Here is a 15,641-nt window from a genome sequence, read left to right as displayed (position 1 = left end):
ACCTTCCCGTCGTCGCCCGCGGGGCAGACGGGAAGGTGACGACAGGCCCTGGGCGCATTGCCTACTCCACCCGGATCCACTTCGCCTCGGACGGGATGCCGTCCCGGTCGGTGACGAAGAGCATGTACCAGCCGGGCGGGACGAGGGTCCGGTCCTGCGGTACGTCGACGGTGACGGTCATCCCGTCCTGGCTCCTCGTCAGGCCGAGCGCGATCGAGCGCTGTTCGACGTCCGTGGTGTGGGTGACGGCGCTCGGCCGCATGAGCCGGGCCTTGGCGATCCGGCCGGCGTCCTTCGTCTTGAAGGTGGCGCGGCCGTTCTGGTCGAGTTCCGGTGACCCCTCCCCCAGGACGGGACGGTCGGCGCCCGCCCGGTGGAGGTAGGGCGGGGTGAAGACCTCGATGCGCTGCTCGAAGGTGCCGAGCTTGGTGTTGTCCTTGTCGTCGAAGAGCGGGTCGGAGCCGAAGGTGGCGACCCGGCCGTCGGGGAGCAGCAGCGCCTCGGAGTGGTAGTTGCGGCCGACGGTGGGTTCGGCGGCCCCGGTGAAGGCGTTGCTCTCCGGGTCGTAGAACTGCGCCTTGAGGATGTCGCTGCCGCTGCGGCCCCGGTAGTCCTCGGAGCCGCCGGTGGTGAAGACGGAGTCGTCGGGCATCAGGACGCTGCTGAGGTAGCGGGTGCCCTGCGGGAGCGGGGGGCCGTCGGCGAAGGCGGGGCTGTCCTTCGACAGGTCGATGATGGAGGTGCGGGCGGTGGACTTGGCGGACTCGCCGACCCCGCCGCCGCCGAGGACCATGACCTTCTGGGCCTGGGCGGGCGGCAGCAGCAGGGAGGCGGAGGTCTCCAGCTGGTCGGGCCGGGTCAGGCCGCCGAGCTTGGTGAAGGAGTTCTTCTCCAGGTCCCAGATGCCGGGTTCGCGGCCCTTCTCGGCGGGGCCGTAGCCGGCGTTGGAGCCGGTGTAGAGGAGCTTGCCGCCCTTGGTGAGGAAGAGGGAGGGGTAGGTGGGGAAGTAGCGGAAGGGGCCCTTGGACCACTTCTTGGTCTCGGGGTCGTAGTACTCGTTGTCGCCGGGGACGACGTCGCCGACGTCGTTGAGCCCGGAGACGGCGAGGACCCGGCCGTCGTCGAGGGTGACGAGGGTGGGGTACCAGCGGGCGTCCTTCATGGGGGCGACCGGGATGTACTTCTCCGCCTTGGGGTCGAACTCGTAGGCGCCCTTGATGCCCTGGAAGTCCTGCTTCTCCGTGGTGAGCTTCTGCGCGAGGCCGTAGACGTTGTCGGCGGCCTCGCCCTTGAGGCCGACGACCTCGTACTGCGCGGCCTCGGTGGTGAGGGCCTGCGGGCCCTCCTTGCGCGCCTCGACGAAGACGCGCGCCTCGGCGGCGGTCACCTTGGTCTCCCACGGCTTCATCTGGCCGCTCTTGAAGTAGGAGATCTCGAACTCGCGCTTGGCCTTGGGGACGGTGACGTCGAACTTGGAGACGTACTCGACCCCGGACGGGGAGCGGAAGACGGTGCCCTTCTTGAGGGTGACCGCCTTGTCGGGGCTCTCGTTCTTGACCCGCATGCCGCCGCCGGCCTTCTTCACCTCGCCGTCGAGGATCTCGTAGCGGGCGGTGCCGCCGGCGACGAGCAGCCGCCCGTCGGGGAGCTGGGAGTGGCCGGAGCAGAAGAAGTCCTCGGGGGTGGGGATCTTCTTGAAGGTGTTGTTCACCGGGTCCCAGAGGATGGACTCGAAGGTCCCGGCGTCGAAGTTCTTCTGGCTGTTGCCGGAGCCGGCGATCAGCAGCACCTTGCCGGTGTGCAGGAGCGCCGCGTGGATGGCGTTGACGCGGTACGGGGCGGGGACGGCGACCTCGTCCCAGGAGCCGAACTCCCGCATGTACTCGGGCCGGGCGATCTTGTAGGCGTGGTACTTCTCCTCCGCGAAGGAGACGGCGGCGGGGGCGTTGAGCGCCGCCAGGAGCAGGACGGCCGCGGCGCCGAGCAGGGTCTTCTTGAACTTCTTCGACGGCCGGTGGGCCATGGCTCAGTTCCCTCCGGTCCTCGTGGGAGCGGGTGCGGTCGGCGTGGGCGGGATCGCCGTGACGGCGGGGCGCACCTCGACTCCCTCGCGGGCGTCGGCGAGGCCGCGGGCCCTGACGCGGGCGCGGGCGAGCTCACGGGCCCGCCGGGTCCGGCGCCCGCGCACGGCGGTGAGGGCCCAGAGCGCGATCGGGGCCAGGGCGATGACCAGGGCGAGTACGGCCCAGGTGCGCATGGCGGCGTGGGTGTGGCCGAAGTGGGTGGAGGCGACGAGCGAGGCGACGAGGACGACCGCCCAGTAGAGGTGGATGCGGAAGGTGCGGACCCGGTCGGGGCTGGCCTCGCCCCCCTTGGGGGTGACGACGAAGCGGCCTCGGGTGCGGAGGATCGCCGAGCCGAGGGACTTGAGGTAGACGGGCGCGGAGAGCGCGGACATCGCCATGCCGGCGAGGCCGCCGGATCCCTCGGGTTCGTGGGGCGAGACGTTGTGGCGCCGGTTCCAGAGGTAGAGGCCGATCTGGAGGGCGACGGCGTCGCTGTAGATCATCAGCCACACCTGGGTGGAGACCTGGGTGCCGGAGGCGCCGAGCCACAGGTAGAGGACGCAGCTGAGGATGCCGAGGAGCCAGTTGACGGCCGTCATCGGGTAGTAGACGAGCATCAGGGTGTAGTTGAGGAAGCGGCCCGGCGGGGTGCGGAAGGGCGCCTTCCAGAACTGCTTGAGGATCGTCTCGTAGGTTCCCCGGGACCAGCGGAGCTGCTGGGTGAAGAAGTCGGTCCAGGAGGCCGGTCCCTCACCGACGGCGAGCACGTCGGGGGTGTAGACGGAGCGCCAGAAGCGGCCGGTGCCCGGGTTCTTCCTGCGGTGCAGTTCGAAGCCGGTGGCCATGTCCTCGGTGACGGAGTCGCACAGGCCGCCGATCTGCTTGAGGGCGGAGGTCCGCACGACGTTGTTGGTGCCGACGAACATGGGCGCGCGGTAGCGGTTGCCGGCCCGCTGGATGAGGGCGTGGAAGAGGAACTGCTGGGATTCGGCGGCCTTGGTGACGAGGTTGTCGTAGTTGCCGTAGACCTGCGGGCCGACGACGAAGGCGACGTCGGGGTCGCGGAAGTATCCGAGCATCCGCTCCAGGAAGTTGGGGAGCGGGACGTGGTCGGTGTCCACGGAGGCGAAGAAGTCGTAGTCGTCGCCGTGCTGGGCGAGCCAGGCGTTGTAGTTGCCGTGCTTGGTCTTCGCCTTGTGGACGCCCTTCCTGCGGTTCCACTCGGGGACGCCGGCGCGGGTGAAGTGGCGTACGCCGAGTTCCGCGCAGAGCGCCTTGGCCTCGGCGGAGTCGCCCTCGTCGAGGAGCCAGACGTCGAGCGGTCCGTCGTGCCGCAGTCGCACGGCGCCTTCGAGGGTGCCGCGGACCATGGGGAGCGGTTCCTTGCCCGGGACGTACGTGGTGAGGAAGGCGACGCGGGTGCCCTTCTCGGCGTACACGGGTATCGGGTCGCGGGCGACCATGGTGGCGTGGGCGATCGACGTGACGTTCACCAGCATGAAGAAGCAGATGAGGCCGATCGACACGAGCATCACGGTGTCGTACGGCACCCGCCAGGTGTCGTCTCCCTCGCGGACGGTCCAGTGGCTCGGCCAGACCAGGTAGGCGAGGAGCAGCGCCGACAGGAGCGGCGCGAGGCACATGAGCAGGACGGCTCGTATTCGGTGCGGCTCCTTCGAGAGCAGGCTTCGGTACTGCACCTTGTACCCCGCTGGGTCCGGCTCCGTGAGCGGGCCGGCGAGTCGGCTGTAGGTGTCGTAGTCGTAGCCTCCCGGTCGCACGGTGCCTCCAGCTGTCGTCGAACGAGTCGATACCCCATCAAAGGGGGACATCTTTCGGCGTGTCGACTGGAGTAGTCCGAGTGAGGGTTTTTACCGGCTGCGACCGCTCTGCCGACGCAGCGTGTAGGCGACGGCCTTCCGGGCGACCGGGTTGAGCTCCTCGACGGCCGCCATCAGAGCGCCGAGCTGCTCCAGGGCCGCGAAGGCCGACTCGGCGCCGGCGGGGTCGACGCCCTCGTAGAGCCCGAGGCCGATGAAGGAGGCGCCGACCGCGCGGGCGAGCCCGGCGGGGTCGGTGAACTCGGCGAGCGGCGTCTCCGCGAGGACGCGGACGAGCACCTGCTCGATCTCGGCGATCCACAGGTCGAGCCCGGCGGCGGTGGCGGGCACGAGCCGGGGGTGCGTCTGCGCCCCGGCGAGCAGCTGCCCGAGGAAGGCGACGTGCCCGGCCTCCCGCTCCTCGTCGTGCATCTCGCGCCCGAAGGCGAGCAGCTCGGTGAGGCTGCCGATGGAGCGGAGGCGCTCGCGGTGGCGGGCGACCCGCTGCTCGGCGCCGTGCCGGCAGGCCGCGGCGAGCAGTTCGTCGACGGATCCGAAGTGGTAGAAGACCAGGGCCTGGTTGACCCCCGCGGTGGTCGCGATGGCACGCGCGGACGCCTTCGCGATGCCCTGCTCGACGAGCGTGCGAAGGGCCCCTTCGAGCAGCTTCTCCCGGGTCTCCTGGCTCCGGACGTCCTGCGCCGCCGCCTTGCGGCCCTTCACGCCTGCGCCGGCGACGTCCCCGCTCATGCCCGTACCTCCTCGCGCACCGGGCGCAGCCCCGCGCGCACCCCACGGGAGGGTACGTCGGCGTATGCGGCGGTGAACGACCCCTGGTAGCCGAAGAGCGGTCCGAAGTACCGGTTCACCACCCGGACGTCGATGCGGAAGCGGCCGGTGCGTTCGTCGAAGGACTCGCGCACCTCGGCCCGGCCGCCGACCAGCTCCGGCACGCGCACGTCCAGCGGGCCCTCGCGGAAGCGGTGTTCGCCGGAGGTGATGAGGAGCGAGCCGTCGGGCTGGGCGGAGGGGTGCAGATCGCTGGCGAGGTGCTGGTGCGTGCCGAGGTAGTCGAGGACGTGGTCGCCTCCGGGGCCGAGGACCATCGTGGCGTCGAAGCGCCGGGGCCCGCCGGGCAGGGCGAAGGTGCGGACGAAGGTGACGGTCTCCCGCCCGAACGAGTCGGCGTACGGCACGTTCTCGATCCGGAAGGGGACGTCGCGGCCGGTGCGGGGCAGCAGGATGTTGCGCAGTCCGCCGACCGCGAGGAACGGCTTCACGAACGCCCGGCCGTGCCAGATGCGGTCCATGACGCCCCGCCCGACGCACATCTCCCCGCTCGCGAGGCCCACCGAGAAGCGGCGCCGGATCTCCGGGTGCAGCCGCTCGAACTCGGCGTCCCCCATGGCGGTGCGGAAGATCGAGGGCACGGCGGTCGTGGTCACGGCTGCTCCAGGGCGGCGAGGAGTCGGGGTGCCCGGGTGCGGGCGGGCGGGGTGCGCAGGCAGCGCCGGGCCGCGGGGGTCCGCGACGAGGGCGGTACGAGGACGGCGAGGGCCAGTCCGAGGACGGTGAGCGGCACGGCGGCGAGCGCGGCGAACCCCAGCGGCAGCGAGCCGGCGGCCCACGGCACGGCCACGGCCAGCACCCGGGCGAGGAGTTCGAGGAGCCAGCGGTTGCGCGAGCGCTCGGGGGTGATCCCCCGCTCGCACCAGAGGCGCAGCCGGTCGAAGGACCAGGCCGTGGCCCAGCCCATGAGGGGCCGGAAGACGAGCCGGTCGGCGACGCGGCCCGCGAGGCCCCAGCGCGGCCGGTAGTCGTAGCCGGTGAGGAAGCGGACGCCGTCGGCGGTGGGCACGTACCTCCAGTAGCCGCTGCCCTCGGCGAGCAGGGACAGCGGGTGCGGCGAGGCGAAGCGGAGGGCCGAGACCCGTTCGCCGCCGGCCCGGTGGCGCTCCCCCGCGGAGACACCGGTGCCGGCGACGGCCAGGAAGGGCAGCACGCGGGTCGCGTACCGGAAGCGCTGGGGTTCGTCCCCGGCGCGCGGCAGGTAGGAGATCTCCGTGAAGCGGAGGTCCCACCGCTGGTGGCGCTCCGGTTCCTGCGTGCGGTCCCAGAGCGTGTCCAGGTCCGCGCGCACACGTGTCTCGATGTAGAGACCCATTGCCGTTCTCCCAGCTCAATCGGCATTTTGAGCGACCGCTCAAAACTGCCCCGCGGCTGAAGGTAGCGGATTTTGAGCAGTCGCTCAACCCTCGGACGCGAAGCAGCCCCCGACCCTTGACCAGGACCGGGGGCTGCCGCGTTCACGCGTCGGCGTCAGGCGCCGAGGTGTCGCTCCACCGTCTCGACCTTCGCGGTCAGACCGTCCGTCACACCCGGCCGGATGTCGGCCTTCAGCACCAGCGAGACGCGCGGGGCACGGGCCTCGACGGCGGCGACGGCGCGCTTCACGACGTCCATCACCTCGTCCCACTCGCCTTCGATCGAGGTGAACATGGCGTCGGTGCGGTTCGGGAGTCCGGACTCGCGGACCACTCGGACCGCGTCGGCGACGTACTCGCCGACCTCCTCCCCCACGCCCAGCGGGGTCACCGAGAACGCGACGATCACGCCTTCACCGCGCCCTCGGCCGCCTCGGCCCGCGCGCGGGAGGCGATGACCGCGCCCTCGGCCTCGCGCTTGAGCTTCCGCTCGGCGTAGAAGCCGCCCAGGGGCAGCACCGAGAGGACGAAGTAGAGCGCGGCGGTCCCGAAGCTCCACTTGGTGCGGTTCCAGGCGTCCAGCCAGAAGAGGACGTACAGGATGAACAGCACGCCGTGGATCGCGCCCATGACCGGCACCGCGTTGAAGTCCGTCGTCCGCTTGAGCACCGAGCAGACCAGCAGGAGCAGGAACGAGACGGCCTCCGGCGCGGAGACGAGCCGGAGCCGGTGGAGGGAGGAAGCGGTCTTGATGTCCACGGAGGGGGTCACCTTCGTTCGATCTTGTGAACGGATGCACAAGGGCCCGTCCATTGTGCACGGCGACTTTGCTGTCTCTTTAGGCGGGGGCCCAGTACCTTCCTTTGGTGGCAACGTTCCGACTCCAAGGCAGCAAAGTGCTCGCCGTCTCCATGACCGGCGACTCCGTCAAGGCGAAGAACGGCTCGATGGTCGCCTACGACGGCCAGATGGCGTTCAAGAAGATGAGCGGTGGCGGTGAGGGCCTGCGCGGCATGGTGACCCGCCGGCTCACCGGTGAGCAGATGGAGGTGATGGAGGTACGCGGCCAGGGCACCTGCTGGTTCGCCGACCGGGCCTCCGAGATCAACCTCGTGTCCCTGCACGGCGACAAGCTCTGGGTGGAGGCCAGCAACCTGCTCTGCACCGACGCGGGGCTGCGCACCGGCACCACCTTCACGGGGCTGCGCGGCGGCGCGACCGGCAACGGCCTCTTCACCACCACCGTCGAGGGCACCGGCCAGGCGGCGATCATGTCCGACGGCCCGGCCGTCGTGCTGCGGGTGACCCCGCAGTACCCGCTCCAGGTCGACCCCGGCGCGTACATCGCCCACCAGGGCAACCTCCAGCAGCACTTCCAGTCGGGTGTGACCTTCCGCACCCTCATGGGCGAGGGCGGCGGCGAGGCCTTCCAGATCCGCTTCGAGGGGGACGGCCTCGTGTACGTCCAGCCGAGCGAGCGGAACACGATCGGGGGCGACGTCTGATGCCGTTCCGCGAGATCAACTCGAAGATGGTCGAGGCGACCGTCATCCCCGGGCAGCGGATGTTCAGCCAGCGCGGCGCGATGCTCGCGTACCGCGGCGACGTCACCTTCACGCCGAACATGGCGGGCGGCCAGGGCGGCCTGATGTCGATGATCGGCCGCCGGGTGGCCGGCGAGGCGACCCCGCTGATGACCGTCGAGGGCAGCGGCACCGTGATGTTCGGTCACGGCGGCCACCACATCCAGGTGATCGCGCTCACCGGCGACACCCTGTACGTCGAGGCCGACCGCCTGCTCGCCTTCGACGGCACCCTGGAGCAGGGCACGATGTTCATGGGCTCGCAGGGCGGGGTCATGGGCATGGTCCGCGGCCAGGTGACCGGCCAGGGCCTCTTCACCACGACGCTCAAGGGCCACGGCTCGGTGGCCGTCATGGCCCACGGCGGGGTCATCCAGCTGCCGATCAACCCGGGCAGCCCGGTCCACGTCGACCCGCAGGCCTACGTGGCCCACCACGGCGACGTGCACAACAAGCTCTCCACCGCGCTCGGCTGGCGCGACATGGTGGGGCGCGGCTCGGGCGAGGCCTTCCAGCTGGAGCTGAGCGGCAGCGGCGCGGTGTACGTCCAGGCCTCGGAGGAGAAGCTGTGAGCACCCCTGTCATCCACGACCCGCACTCCCTGCCGTCGGACGACAACGTCAACCCGTACACCTTCTGCGTGGAGCTCAAGGGCTCCCAGTGGTTCCTGCAGAAGGGGAAGATGATCGCCTACTACGGGCGGATCGAGTTCAACGGCATCGGCCACGGCCGGCTCGACCGGCTGGTCCGGACGTCGTTCCACTCGCCGCTGCACGCGAGCGACTGGGTGGTGGCCGAGGGCAGCGGCAAGATGCTGCTCGCGGACCGGGCCTTCGACGTGAACTCGTACGACCTCGACCAGGGCAACCTGACGATCCGCTCGGGCAACCTCCTCGCGTACCAGCCCACGCTCGCGCTCAAGCAGTCGATCGTGCCGGGCTTCGTGACCCTGATCGGCACCGGCAAGTTCGTGGCCGCGTCGAACGGCCCGGTGGTCTTCATGGAGCCGCCGATGCGGGTGGACCCGCAGGCCCTCGTCGGCTGGGCCGACTGCCCCTCCCCCTGCCATCATTACGACCACGGCTACATGACCGGCGTGATGGGCGGCGTACGGGCCCTGACGGGCATCGGCGGCACCTCGGGCGAGGAGCACCAGTTCGAGTTCGTCGGCGCGGGCACGGTGCTGCTGCAGTCGACGGAGCTCCTCATGGCGGAGCGGGCGATCGGCGGGCCTCCCGCGCAGGCGGGTGTGCCCGGCGGGCAGCCGGCGCACGGTTCCGGCCAGGGCGTGCCCGGCTCGGTACCGCGCCTTCCCGGCCAGCTCGGCGACCTCCAGCGTCGCTTCGGTCTGTGAGCGGTAGTCTGCGGAGTGTGACGCCTTCGAACGCGCGCTCCCAGACTTCGTCAAGTATTCAACTTCTTAGGTAGAATCCATATATGGAGACCGAGACCGCAGCCACCCCCTGGCTCACCGACGGCGAGCAGTGCGCCTGGCGCACCTTCCTGGACGTCCAGAGAATGCTGACGTACCAGCTGGAGAGGGACCTCCAGCCGTTCGGCCTGACGATGAACGACTACGAGATCCTGGTGAACCTCTCGGAGTCGGCGGAGCGGAGGCTGCGCATGAGCGACCTCGCCGCGGCCACGCTCCAGTCCAAGAGCCGGCTCTCGCACCAGATCACCCGCATGGAGAACGCCGGACTCGTCCGCCGCGAGAACTGCGAGTCCGACCGGCGCGGGCTCTACGCCGTCCTGACCGACGACGGCATGGAGACCATGCGCAAGGTCGCCCCGCACCACGTCGAGTCGGTGCGCAGGCACTTCATCGACCAGCTCAGCGGAGAGGCCCTCGGCGACCTCCACGAGTCCCTGAAGCCGGTCGCGGAGCAGCTCCGCGGCCGCCGCGGCAAGCCGTGACCTGACAGAGAACGCGAAGGGCCTCTCCGGACGACCGGAGAGGCCCTTCGCGCGTGTACCGGGGTCAGTTTCCGGTCAGACTCGCGATCAGCTCGTCGGAGGCCGCGTACGGGTCGAGGGCGCCGGCCACGATCCGCTCGGCGAGCGCGTCGAGACGCCGGTCGCCGTGCAGGTCCCCGATGCGCTCGCGCAGGGCCGTGACCGCGATGGCCTCGACCTCGCCCGCGGCGCGGGCCCGACGGCGCTCCGCGAGGACCCCGTGCTCCTCCATCCAGGCGCGGTGCTTCTCCAGGGCCTCCACGACCTCGTCGACGCCCTCGCCGCGCGCCGCGACCGTCTTGACGATCGGCGGCCGCCAGTCGCCCGCGCCCCGCGCCTCGCCGAGGCCCAGCATGTGGTTGAGCTCGCGGGCGGTGGCGTCGGCCCCGTCCCGGTCGGCCTTGTTCACCACGTACAGGTCGCCGATCTCCAGGATGCCCGCCTTCGCGGCCTGGATCCCGTCGCCCATGCCCGGCGCGAGGAGCACGACCGAGGTGTCGGCCTGCGAGGCGATCTCGACCTCCGACTGCCCGACGCCGACCGTCTCCACCAGGATCACGTCGAAGCCGGCCGCGTCCAGGACGCGGATGGCCTGCGGGGCCGCCCAGGCGAGACCGCCGAGGTGACCGCGGGTGGCCATGGAGCGGATGTAGACGCCCGGGTCGGAGGCGTGCTCCGACATCCGGACCCGGTCGCCGAGGAGCGCTCCCCCGCTGAACGGCGAGGACGGGTCGACGGCCAGCACCGCGACCCGCTTGCCCGCCCGCCGGTAGGCGGTGACCAGCGCGGACGTCGACGTGGACTTGCCGACGCCGGGCGAGCCCGTCAGGCCCACCACGTACGCGCCGCCGGTGAGCGGCGCGAGCGCCGCCATCACCTCGCGCAGCTGCGGGGACGCCCCCTCCACGAGCGAGATCAGCCGGGCCACGGCCCGCGGCCTGCCCTCCCGTGCCTGGGTGACCAGAGCGGGGACGTCCACCATGTGCAGAGCTCCTTGCCTGGAGTGACTTACTTGCCGGAGACGCGGACGATCAGCGCGTCGCCCTGGCCGCCGCCGCCGCAGAGGGCGGCCGCGCCGATGCCGCCGCCGCGCCGCTTGAGCTCCAGCGCGAGGTGCAGCACGACACGGGCGCCGGACATGCCGATCGGGTGGCCGAGGGCGATGGCGCCGCCGTTGACGTTCACCTTCTCGGGGGTAACGCCGAGGTCCTTCATTGACTGCACGGCCACCGCGGCGAAGGCCTCGTTGATCTCGATCAGGTCGAGGTCCTCGACGGACAGGCCGTCCTTCTTGAGGGCGTGCAGGATCGCGTTGGACGGCTGCGACTGGAGCGAGTTGTCCGGGCCCGCGACGTTGCCGTGGGCACCGATCTCGGCGATCCACTCCAGGCCCAGCTCCTCGGCCTTGGCCTTGCTCATCACGACGACGGCGGCGGCGCCGTCGGAGATCTGCGAGGAGGTGCCGGCGGTGATGGTGCCGTCCTTGGCGAAGGCCGGGCGGAGCTTGCCGAGGGACTCGACGGTGGTCTCGGCGCGGATGCCCTCGTCCTTCGAGAAGATCACCGGCTCGCCCTTGCGCTGCGGGATCTCGACCGGGGTGATCTCGGCCTCGAAGATGCCGTTCTTCTGGGCGGCGGCCGCACGCTGGTGCGAGAGGGCGGCGATCTCGTCCTGCTCCGGGCGCTGGATGCCGAGGCGGGCGTTGTGCTTCTCCGTGGACTCGCCCATGGCGATGCCCTCGAAGGCGTCGGTGAGGCCGTCGTACGCCATCGCGTCGAGCATCTCGATCGCGCCGTACTTGAAGCCCTCGCGGGACTTCGGCAGCAGGTGCGGGGCGTTGGTCATCGACTCCTGGCCGCCGGCGACGACGACGTCGAACTCGCCGGCGCGGATCAGCTGGTCGGCCAGCGCGATGGCGTCGAGACCCGACAGGCACACCTTGTTGATGGTGAGGGCGGGGACGTTCATCGGGATGCCGGCCTTGACCGCGGCCTGGCGGGCGGGGATCTGGCCGGCGCCCGCCTGGAGCACCTGGCCCATGATCACGTACTGCACCTGGTCGCCGCCGATGCCGGCCCGGTCCAGGGCGGCCTTGATGGCGAAGCCGCCGAGGTCGGCGCCCGAGAAGGACTTGAGCGAGCCGAGGAGGCGACCCATGGGCGTGCGGGCGCCCGCGACGATCACTGAGGTGGTACCGGTCGTTCCAGACATGAGGCACGGCCCCTTGGGATGAGGAGTGAACGAGGGTTTACCGCCAATGTACTGAGCGGCGCCGCGCCGGGTCACCGGCCTGCCGGTGTGACGGCGCGCACGTTGCGTAACCACCTTCCCGGCGGTGCACTGGAGGAATGCTGACGCGAATCGACCACATCGGGATCGCCTGTTTCGACCTGGACAAGACTGTCGAGTTCTACCGTGCCACGTACGGTTTCGAGGTCTTCCACTCCGAGGTCAACGAGGAGCAGGGCGTCCGCGAGGCCATGCTCAAGATCAACGACACCTCCGACGGCGGGGCCTCGTACCTCCAGCTCCTGGAGCCCACCCGGGAGGACTCCGCGGTGGGCAAGTGGCTCGCGAAGAACGGCGAGGGCGTGCACCACATCGCCTTCGGAACGGCCGACGTGGACGGCGATGCCGACGACATCCGCTCCAAGGGCGTCCGGGTCCTCTACGACGAGCCGCGGATCGGCTCCATGGGCTCCCGGATCACCTTCCTCCACCCCAAGGACTGCCACGGCGTCCTCACGGAACTGGTCACCTCGGCCAAGCCGTCCGCTGACCGCTCCTCAGCGGAGCACTGACCTCCGGATTCCTGGCCCGGTAGAGTGGGCGACTCCGGGCCGGGGCCGGTCGGGGCTGCCCCGCGTGGCACCGAAGTCGGGATGTCGGGGTCGTCCGATCTGCCACGATTCCCCGGGGGTCCGTCCTCGTCCGTGAGGGCGGTGCTCGTTGGAGTGTTGCGACCAGGGGACGGATGGACCGCGCTGTGCGGGGCTACGAACGCCAGGAGAGCCACCGAGCCGAGGACGACCATCTCGCGAGGTTCGAAGCCGAGATGGACCGGCTGAAGACCGAGCGCGAGAAGGCCGTCCAGCACGCCGAGGACCTCGGTTACCAGGTCGAGGTCTTGCGCGCCAAGCTCCACGAGGCGCGCCGCACCATCGCGTCCCGGCCCGCGTACGACAGCGCCGACATCGGCTACCAGGCCGAGCAGCTGCTGCGGAACGCGCAGGCGCAGGCCGAGCAGCTCCGCCAGGACGCCGAACGGGAACTGCGCGAGGCCCGCGCCCAGACCCAGCGCATCCTCCAGGAGCACGCCGAGCACCAGGCCAGGCTCCAGGCCGAGCTGCACAACGAGGCCGTCCAGCGCCGCCAGCAGCTCGACCAGGAGCTCAGCGAGCGCCGGCAGACCGTCGAGGCGCACGTCAACGAGAACGTCGCCTGGGCCGAGCAGCTCCGCGCCCGCACGGAGTCCCAGGCCCGCCGCCTGATGGAGGAGTCCCGCGCCGAGGCCGAGCAGTCGCTCGCCACCGCCCGCGCCGAGGCCACCCGGCTCGCCGAGGAGACCAGCCGCCGGGTCGGCACCGAGGCGGAGTCCGCCCGCGCCGAGGCCGAGGCGATCCTGCTGCGCGCCCGCAAGGACGCCGAACGGCTCCTGACCGCCGCCTCCAGCCAGGCGCAGGAGGCCACCAGCCACGCCGAGCAGCTCCGCTCCACCACCACCGCCGAGACCGACCAGGCCCGCCGCCAGGCGACCGAACTCTCGCGCGCCGCCGAACAGCGCATGCAGGAGGCCGAGGAGCGGCTCCGGCTGGCCCGCGCCGAGGCCGAGAAGGCGCTCTCCGAGGCCAAGGAGGCCGCCGCCCGCCAGCTCGCCTCCGCCGAGTCGGTCAACGAGCAGCGGACCCGGACCGCCAAGACGGAGATCGCCCGGCTCGTCGGCGAGGCCACCAAGGACGCCGAGGCCCTGAAGGCGGAGGCCGAGGAGAAGCTCCGCGAGGCGACCGCCCACGCCGAGAAGCTCCTCTCCGAGGCCTCCGAGAAGGCCGTGTCGGCCGCCGCCGAGGACTCCGCCGCCGCGCTCGCCAAGGCCGCGCGCAGCGCCGAGGAGATCCTCACCAAGGCGTCCGAGGACGCCCGGGAGACCACCCGCAAGGCCTCCGAGGAGGCCGAGCGGGTCCGCCGCGAGGCCGAGACCGAGGCGGACCGGCTGCGCGCCGAGGCCGGCGAGCAGGCCGACGAACTGCTCGGCTCGGCCAAGGACGACACCAAGGAGTACCGGGCCAAGACGGTCGAGCTCCAGGAGGAGGCCCGGCGGCTGCGCGGCGAGGCCGAGCAGCTGCGCGCCGAGGCCGTCGACGAGGGCGAGCGGATCCGCAGCGAGGCCCGGCGCGAGGCCCTCCAGCAGATCGAGGAGGCGGCGAAGACCGCCGAGGAGCTCCTCACCAAGGCCCGCACGGACGCCGAGGAGCAGCGGGCCAAGGCCGGCGCCGAGGGCGAGCGGGTCAAGTCCGAGGCGATGGAGCGCGCCCAGACGCTCCGGACCCAGGCCGAGGAGACCCTGGAGCGGACCCGCGCCGAGGCCGAGCGGCTGCGCGCCGAGGCCGACGAGCAGGCCGAGTCGGTGAAGGCCGCGGCCGAGGAGGCCGCCGCCGGGCTGCGCGCCGACGCCGAGCGGGCCGCTGAGGCCCGCCGCACGGAGGCCGCCGAGGAGCTGACCCGGCTGCACGCCGAGGCCGAGGCCAAGGTGGCGGCCGCGGGCGAGGAGCTGACCGACGCCCGCGCCGAGAGCGAGCTGATGCGGCGCGAGGCCGCCGACGAGACGGAGCGGCTGCGGACCGAGGCCGCGGAGCGCATCCGCACGCTCCGGGAGCAGGCCGAGCAGGAGGCCGAGCGGCTGCGCGCCGAGGCCGCGTCGGACGCGTCGACCGCCCGTACCGAGGCCGAGAGCGCGGCCGTACGGCTCCGCACCGAGGCCTCCGACGAGGCCGAGCGCCTGAAGTCCGAGGCGCAGGAGACCGCCGACCGGGTACGGGCCGAGGCCGCCGCCGCCGCCGAGCGGGTGGCCGCCGAGGCCGCCGAGGCGCTGTCCGCCGCGCAGGAGGAGGCCAACCGGCGCCGCCGGGAGGCCGAGGAGACCCTCGCGTCGGCCCGTTCCGAGGCCGGCCGGGAGCGCGAGCTCGCCCGCGAGCAGTCCGAGGAGCTCCTCGCCGCCGCCCGCAAGCGCGTCGAGGACGCGCAGGTCGAGGCGCAGCGCCTGGTCGAGGAGGCGGACGCGCGGGCGACCGAGATGGTCACCGCCGCCGAGCAGACCGCCCAGGAGGTGCGGGACTCGGTCGCCGGCCTCCGCGAGCAGGCCGACGAGGAGATCGCCGGGCTGCGCAGCGCCGCCGAGCACGCGGCCGAGCGGACCCGTACCGAGGCGCAGGAGGAGGCGGACCGGGTCCGTGCCGACGCGTACGAGGAGCGGGAGCGGGCGTCCGAGGACGCGGCCCGCACCCGGACGCGTGCCCAGGAGGAGTCGGACGCCGCGAAGGCGCTGGCCGAGCGGACCGTCACGGACGCCCTCGCCGAGGCCGAGAAGCTGCGGGCGGACACCGCCGAGTACGCGCAGCGGGTGCGCACCGAGGTGACGGACTCGCTCGCCTCGGCCGAGCAGGACGCGGCCCGCACCCGGGCCGACGCCAGGGACGACGCGAACCGGATCCGTTCGGAGGCCGCCGAGCGCGCCGAGACCGCGGTCGGCGAGGCGCGTGCGGAGGCGGAGCGGATCGCCGCCGAGGCGGCCGAGCTCCGCGCGGAGGCCGAGCAGGAGTCCCAGCGCCTGCGCGCCGAGGCCGAACAGGTCAAGATCGACGGCGAGGCACACGCCGAAGCACTGCGCGACGCGGCCATCGCCGACGGCGAGCAGGTCCTGGACGACGCCCGCAAGGCCGCCGACAAGCGCCGCGCCGACGCCGCCGAACAGGCCGACGCCCTCCTCGCCGAAGCCACGAGCGAAGCCGAGCGGCT

15 protein-coding genes are annotated in these 15,641 nt (G+C 71.9%); 6 read left to right on the top strand and 9 right to left on the bottom strand.

Going from position 1 to position 15,641, the window contains the following annotated elements; all coding sequences use genetic code 11:
- Positions 1 to 61 precede the first annotated feature (61 nt).
- The 7 genes from ACFCY7_RS31800 to ACFCY7_RS31770 form a co-directional block, all read right to left on the bottom strand.
- Positions 62 to 2,023 (bottom strand): galactose oxidase-like domain-containing protein, encoded by a 1,962-nt coding sequence (locus ACFCY7_RS31800; protein ID WP_376489520.1) that lies wholly within the window; start codon positions 2,021 to 2,023, stop codon positions 62 to 64.
- 3 nt (positions 2,024 to 2,026) lie between these two features.
- Positions 2,027 to 3,847, bottom strand: a complete 1,821-nt coding sequence (locus tag ACFCY7_RS31795; protein ID WP_376489519.1) for a glycosyltransferase family 2 protein — start codon at positions 3,845 to 3,847, stop codon at positions 2,027 to 2,029.
- 90 nt (positions 3,848 to 3,937) lie between these two features.
- On the bottom strand, positions 3,938 to 4,636 hold the full coding sequence (locus tag ACFCY7_RS31790; protein WP_376489518.1) for a TetR/AcrR family transcriptional regulator: 699 nt from the start codon (positions 4,634 to 4,636) through the stop codon (positions 3,938 to 3,940).
- Positions 4,633 to 5,316, bottom strand: a complete 684-nt coding sequence (locus ACFCY7_RS31785) for a DUF4166 domain-containing protein (RefSeq protein ID WP_376489522.1) — start codon at positions 5,314 to 5,316, stop codon at positions 4,633 to 4,635. Before ACFCY7_RS31785 ends, ACFCY7_RS31790 begins: the two co-directional genes overlap by 4 nt.
- Before the next feature lie 11 nt (positions 5,317 to 5,327).
- Positions 5,328 to 6,050 (bottom strand): hypothetical protein, encoded by a 723-nt coding sequence (locus ACFCY7_RS31780; RefSeq protein WP_376489517.1) that lies wholly within the window; start codon positions 6,048 to 6,050, stop codon positions 5,328 to 5,330.
- A gap of 155 nt (positions 6,051 to 6,205) precedes the next feature.
- Positions 6,206 to 6,499, bottom strand: a complete 294-nt coding sequence (locus tag ACFCY7_RS31775) for an MTH1187 family thiamine-binding protein (protein ID WP_376489516.1) — start codon at positions 6,497 to 6,499, stop codon at positions 6,206 to 6,208.
- On the bottom strand, positions 6,496 to 6,849 hold the full coding sequence (locus ACFCY7_RS31770; RefSeq protein ID WP_376489515.1) for a DUF3817 domain-containing protein: 354 nt from the start codon (positions 6,847 to 6,849) through the stop codon (positions 6,496 to 6,498). Before ACFCY7_RS31770 ends, ACFCY7_RS31775 begins: the two co-directional genes overlap by 4 nt.
- Before the next feature lie 107 nt (positions 6,850 to 6,956).
- Here ACFCY7_RS31770 and ACFCY7_RS31765 point away from each other — a divergent pair, with 107 nt between their 5' ends.
- The 4 genes from ACFCY7_RS31765 (at position 6,957) to ACFCY7_RS31750 (ending at position 9,590) form a co-directional block, all read left to right on the top strand.
- Complete coding sequence (locus ACFCY7_RS31765; RefSeq protein WP_362561796.1) at positions 6,957 to 7,595, top strand: AIM24 family protein; 639 nt, start codon at positions 6,957 to 6,959, stop codon at positions 7,593 to 7,595.
- Positions 7,595 to 8,245 (top strand): AIM24 family protein, encoded by a 651-nt coding sequence (locus ACFCY7_RS31760; protein WP_376489514.1) that lies wholly within the window; start codon positions 7,595 to 7,597, stop codon positions 8,243 to 8,245. The genes ACFCY7_RS31765 and ACFCY7_RS31760 overlap by 1 nt, the downstream gene beginning before the upstream one ends.
- Entirely contained in the window at positions 8,242 to 9,027 is a 786-nt protein-coding gene (locus tag ACFCY7_RS31755) for an AIM24 family protein (protein ID WP_376489513.1), read from the top strand. The genes ACFCY7_RS31760 and ACFCY7_RS31755 overlap by 4 nt, the downstream gene beginning before the upstream one ends.
- Before the next feature lie 83 nt (positions 9,028 to 9,110).
- Positions 9,111 to 9,590 (top strand): MarR family winged helix-turn-helix transcriptional regulator, encoded by a 480-nt coding sequence (locus tag ACFCY7_RS31750; RefSeq protein ID WP_367821967.1) that lies wholly within the window; start codon positions 9,111 to 9,113, stop codon positions 9,588 to 9,590.
- Between the two features lie 64 nt (positions 9,591 to 9,654).
- Here ACFCY7_RS31750 and meaB read toward each other — a convergent pair whose 3' ends face one another.
- Positions 9,655 to 10,611: a methylmalonyl Co-A mutase-associated GTPase MeaB gene (gene meaB, locus ACFCY7_RS31745; protein ID WP_376489512.1), complete on the bottom strand. Its 957-nt coding sequence runs from the start codon at positions 10,609 to 10,611 to the stop codon at positions 9,655 to 9,657.
- A 26-nt stretch (positions 10,612 to 10,637) separates the two neighbouring features.
- The gene (locus ACFCY7_RS31740; RefSeq protein WP_376489511.1) at positions 10,638 to 11,840 is read right to left on the bottom strand and encodes an acetyl-CoA C-acetyltransferase; all 1,203 of its coding nucleotides are present in this window, start codon (positions 11,838 to 11,840) and stop codon (positions 10,638 to 10,640) included.
- A gap of 137 nt (positions 11,841 to 11,977) precedes the next feature.
- Here ACFCY7_RS31740 and mce point away from each other — a divergent pair, with 137 nt between their 5' ends.
- A complete protein-coding gene (gene mce, locus ACFCY7_RS31735; protein WP_376489510.1) occupies positions 11,978 to 12,430 on the top strand; it encodes a methylmalonyl-CoA epimerase in 453 nt (150 codons plus the stop codon).
- A gap of 185 nt (positions 12,431 to 12,615) precedes the next feature.
- Positions 12,616 to 15,641 (top strand): polarized growth protein Scy (gene scy, locus ACFCY7_RS31730; protein WP_376489521.1); only part of this gene is annotated, 3,026 nt, incomplete at its 3' end.

Source organism: Streptomyces sp. NPDC056361, assembly GCF_042262805.1.
Taxonomy (GTDB): Bacteria; Actinomycetota; Actinomycetes; order Streptomycetales; family Streptomycetaceae; genus Streptomyces.
This window is presented reverse-complemented; position numbering and strand designations above follow the sequence as displayed.

Coding starts and splice junctions, on each gene's coding strand:
- mce (WP_376489510.1), top strand. CDS start 11,978: ATGCTGACGCGAATCGACCACATCGGGATCGCCTGTTTCGACCTGGAC.
- ACFCY7_RS31790 (WP_376489518.1), bottom strand. CDS start 4,636: ATGAGCGGGGACGTCGCCGGCGCAGGCGTGAAGGGCCGCAAGGCGGCG.
- meaB (WP_376489512.1), bottom strand. CDS start 10,611: ATGGTGGACGTCCCCGCTCTGGTCACCCAGGCACGGGAGGGCAGGCCG.
- ACFCY7_RS31800 (WP_376489520.1), bottom strand. CDS start 2,023: ATGGCCCACCGGCCGTCGAAGAAGTTCAAGAAGACCCTGCTCGGCGCC.
- ACFCY7_RS31740 (WP_376489511.1), bottom strand. CDS start 11,840: ATGTCTGGAACGACCGGTACCACCTCAGTGATCGTCGCGGGCGCCCGC.
- ACFCY7_RS31780 (WP_376489517.1), bottom strand. CDS start 6,050: ATGGGTCTCTACATCGAGACACGTGTGCGCGCGGACCTGGACACGCTC.
- ACFCY7_RS31760 (WP_376489514.1), top strand. CDS start 7,595: ATGCCGTTCCGCGAGATCAACTCGAAGATGGTCGAGGCGACCGTCATC.
- ACFCY7_RS31750 (WP_367821967.1), top strand. CDS start 9,111: ATGGAGACCGAGACCGCAGCCACCCCCTGGCTCACCGACGGCGAGCAG.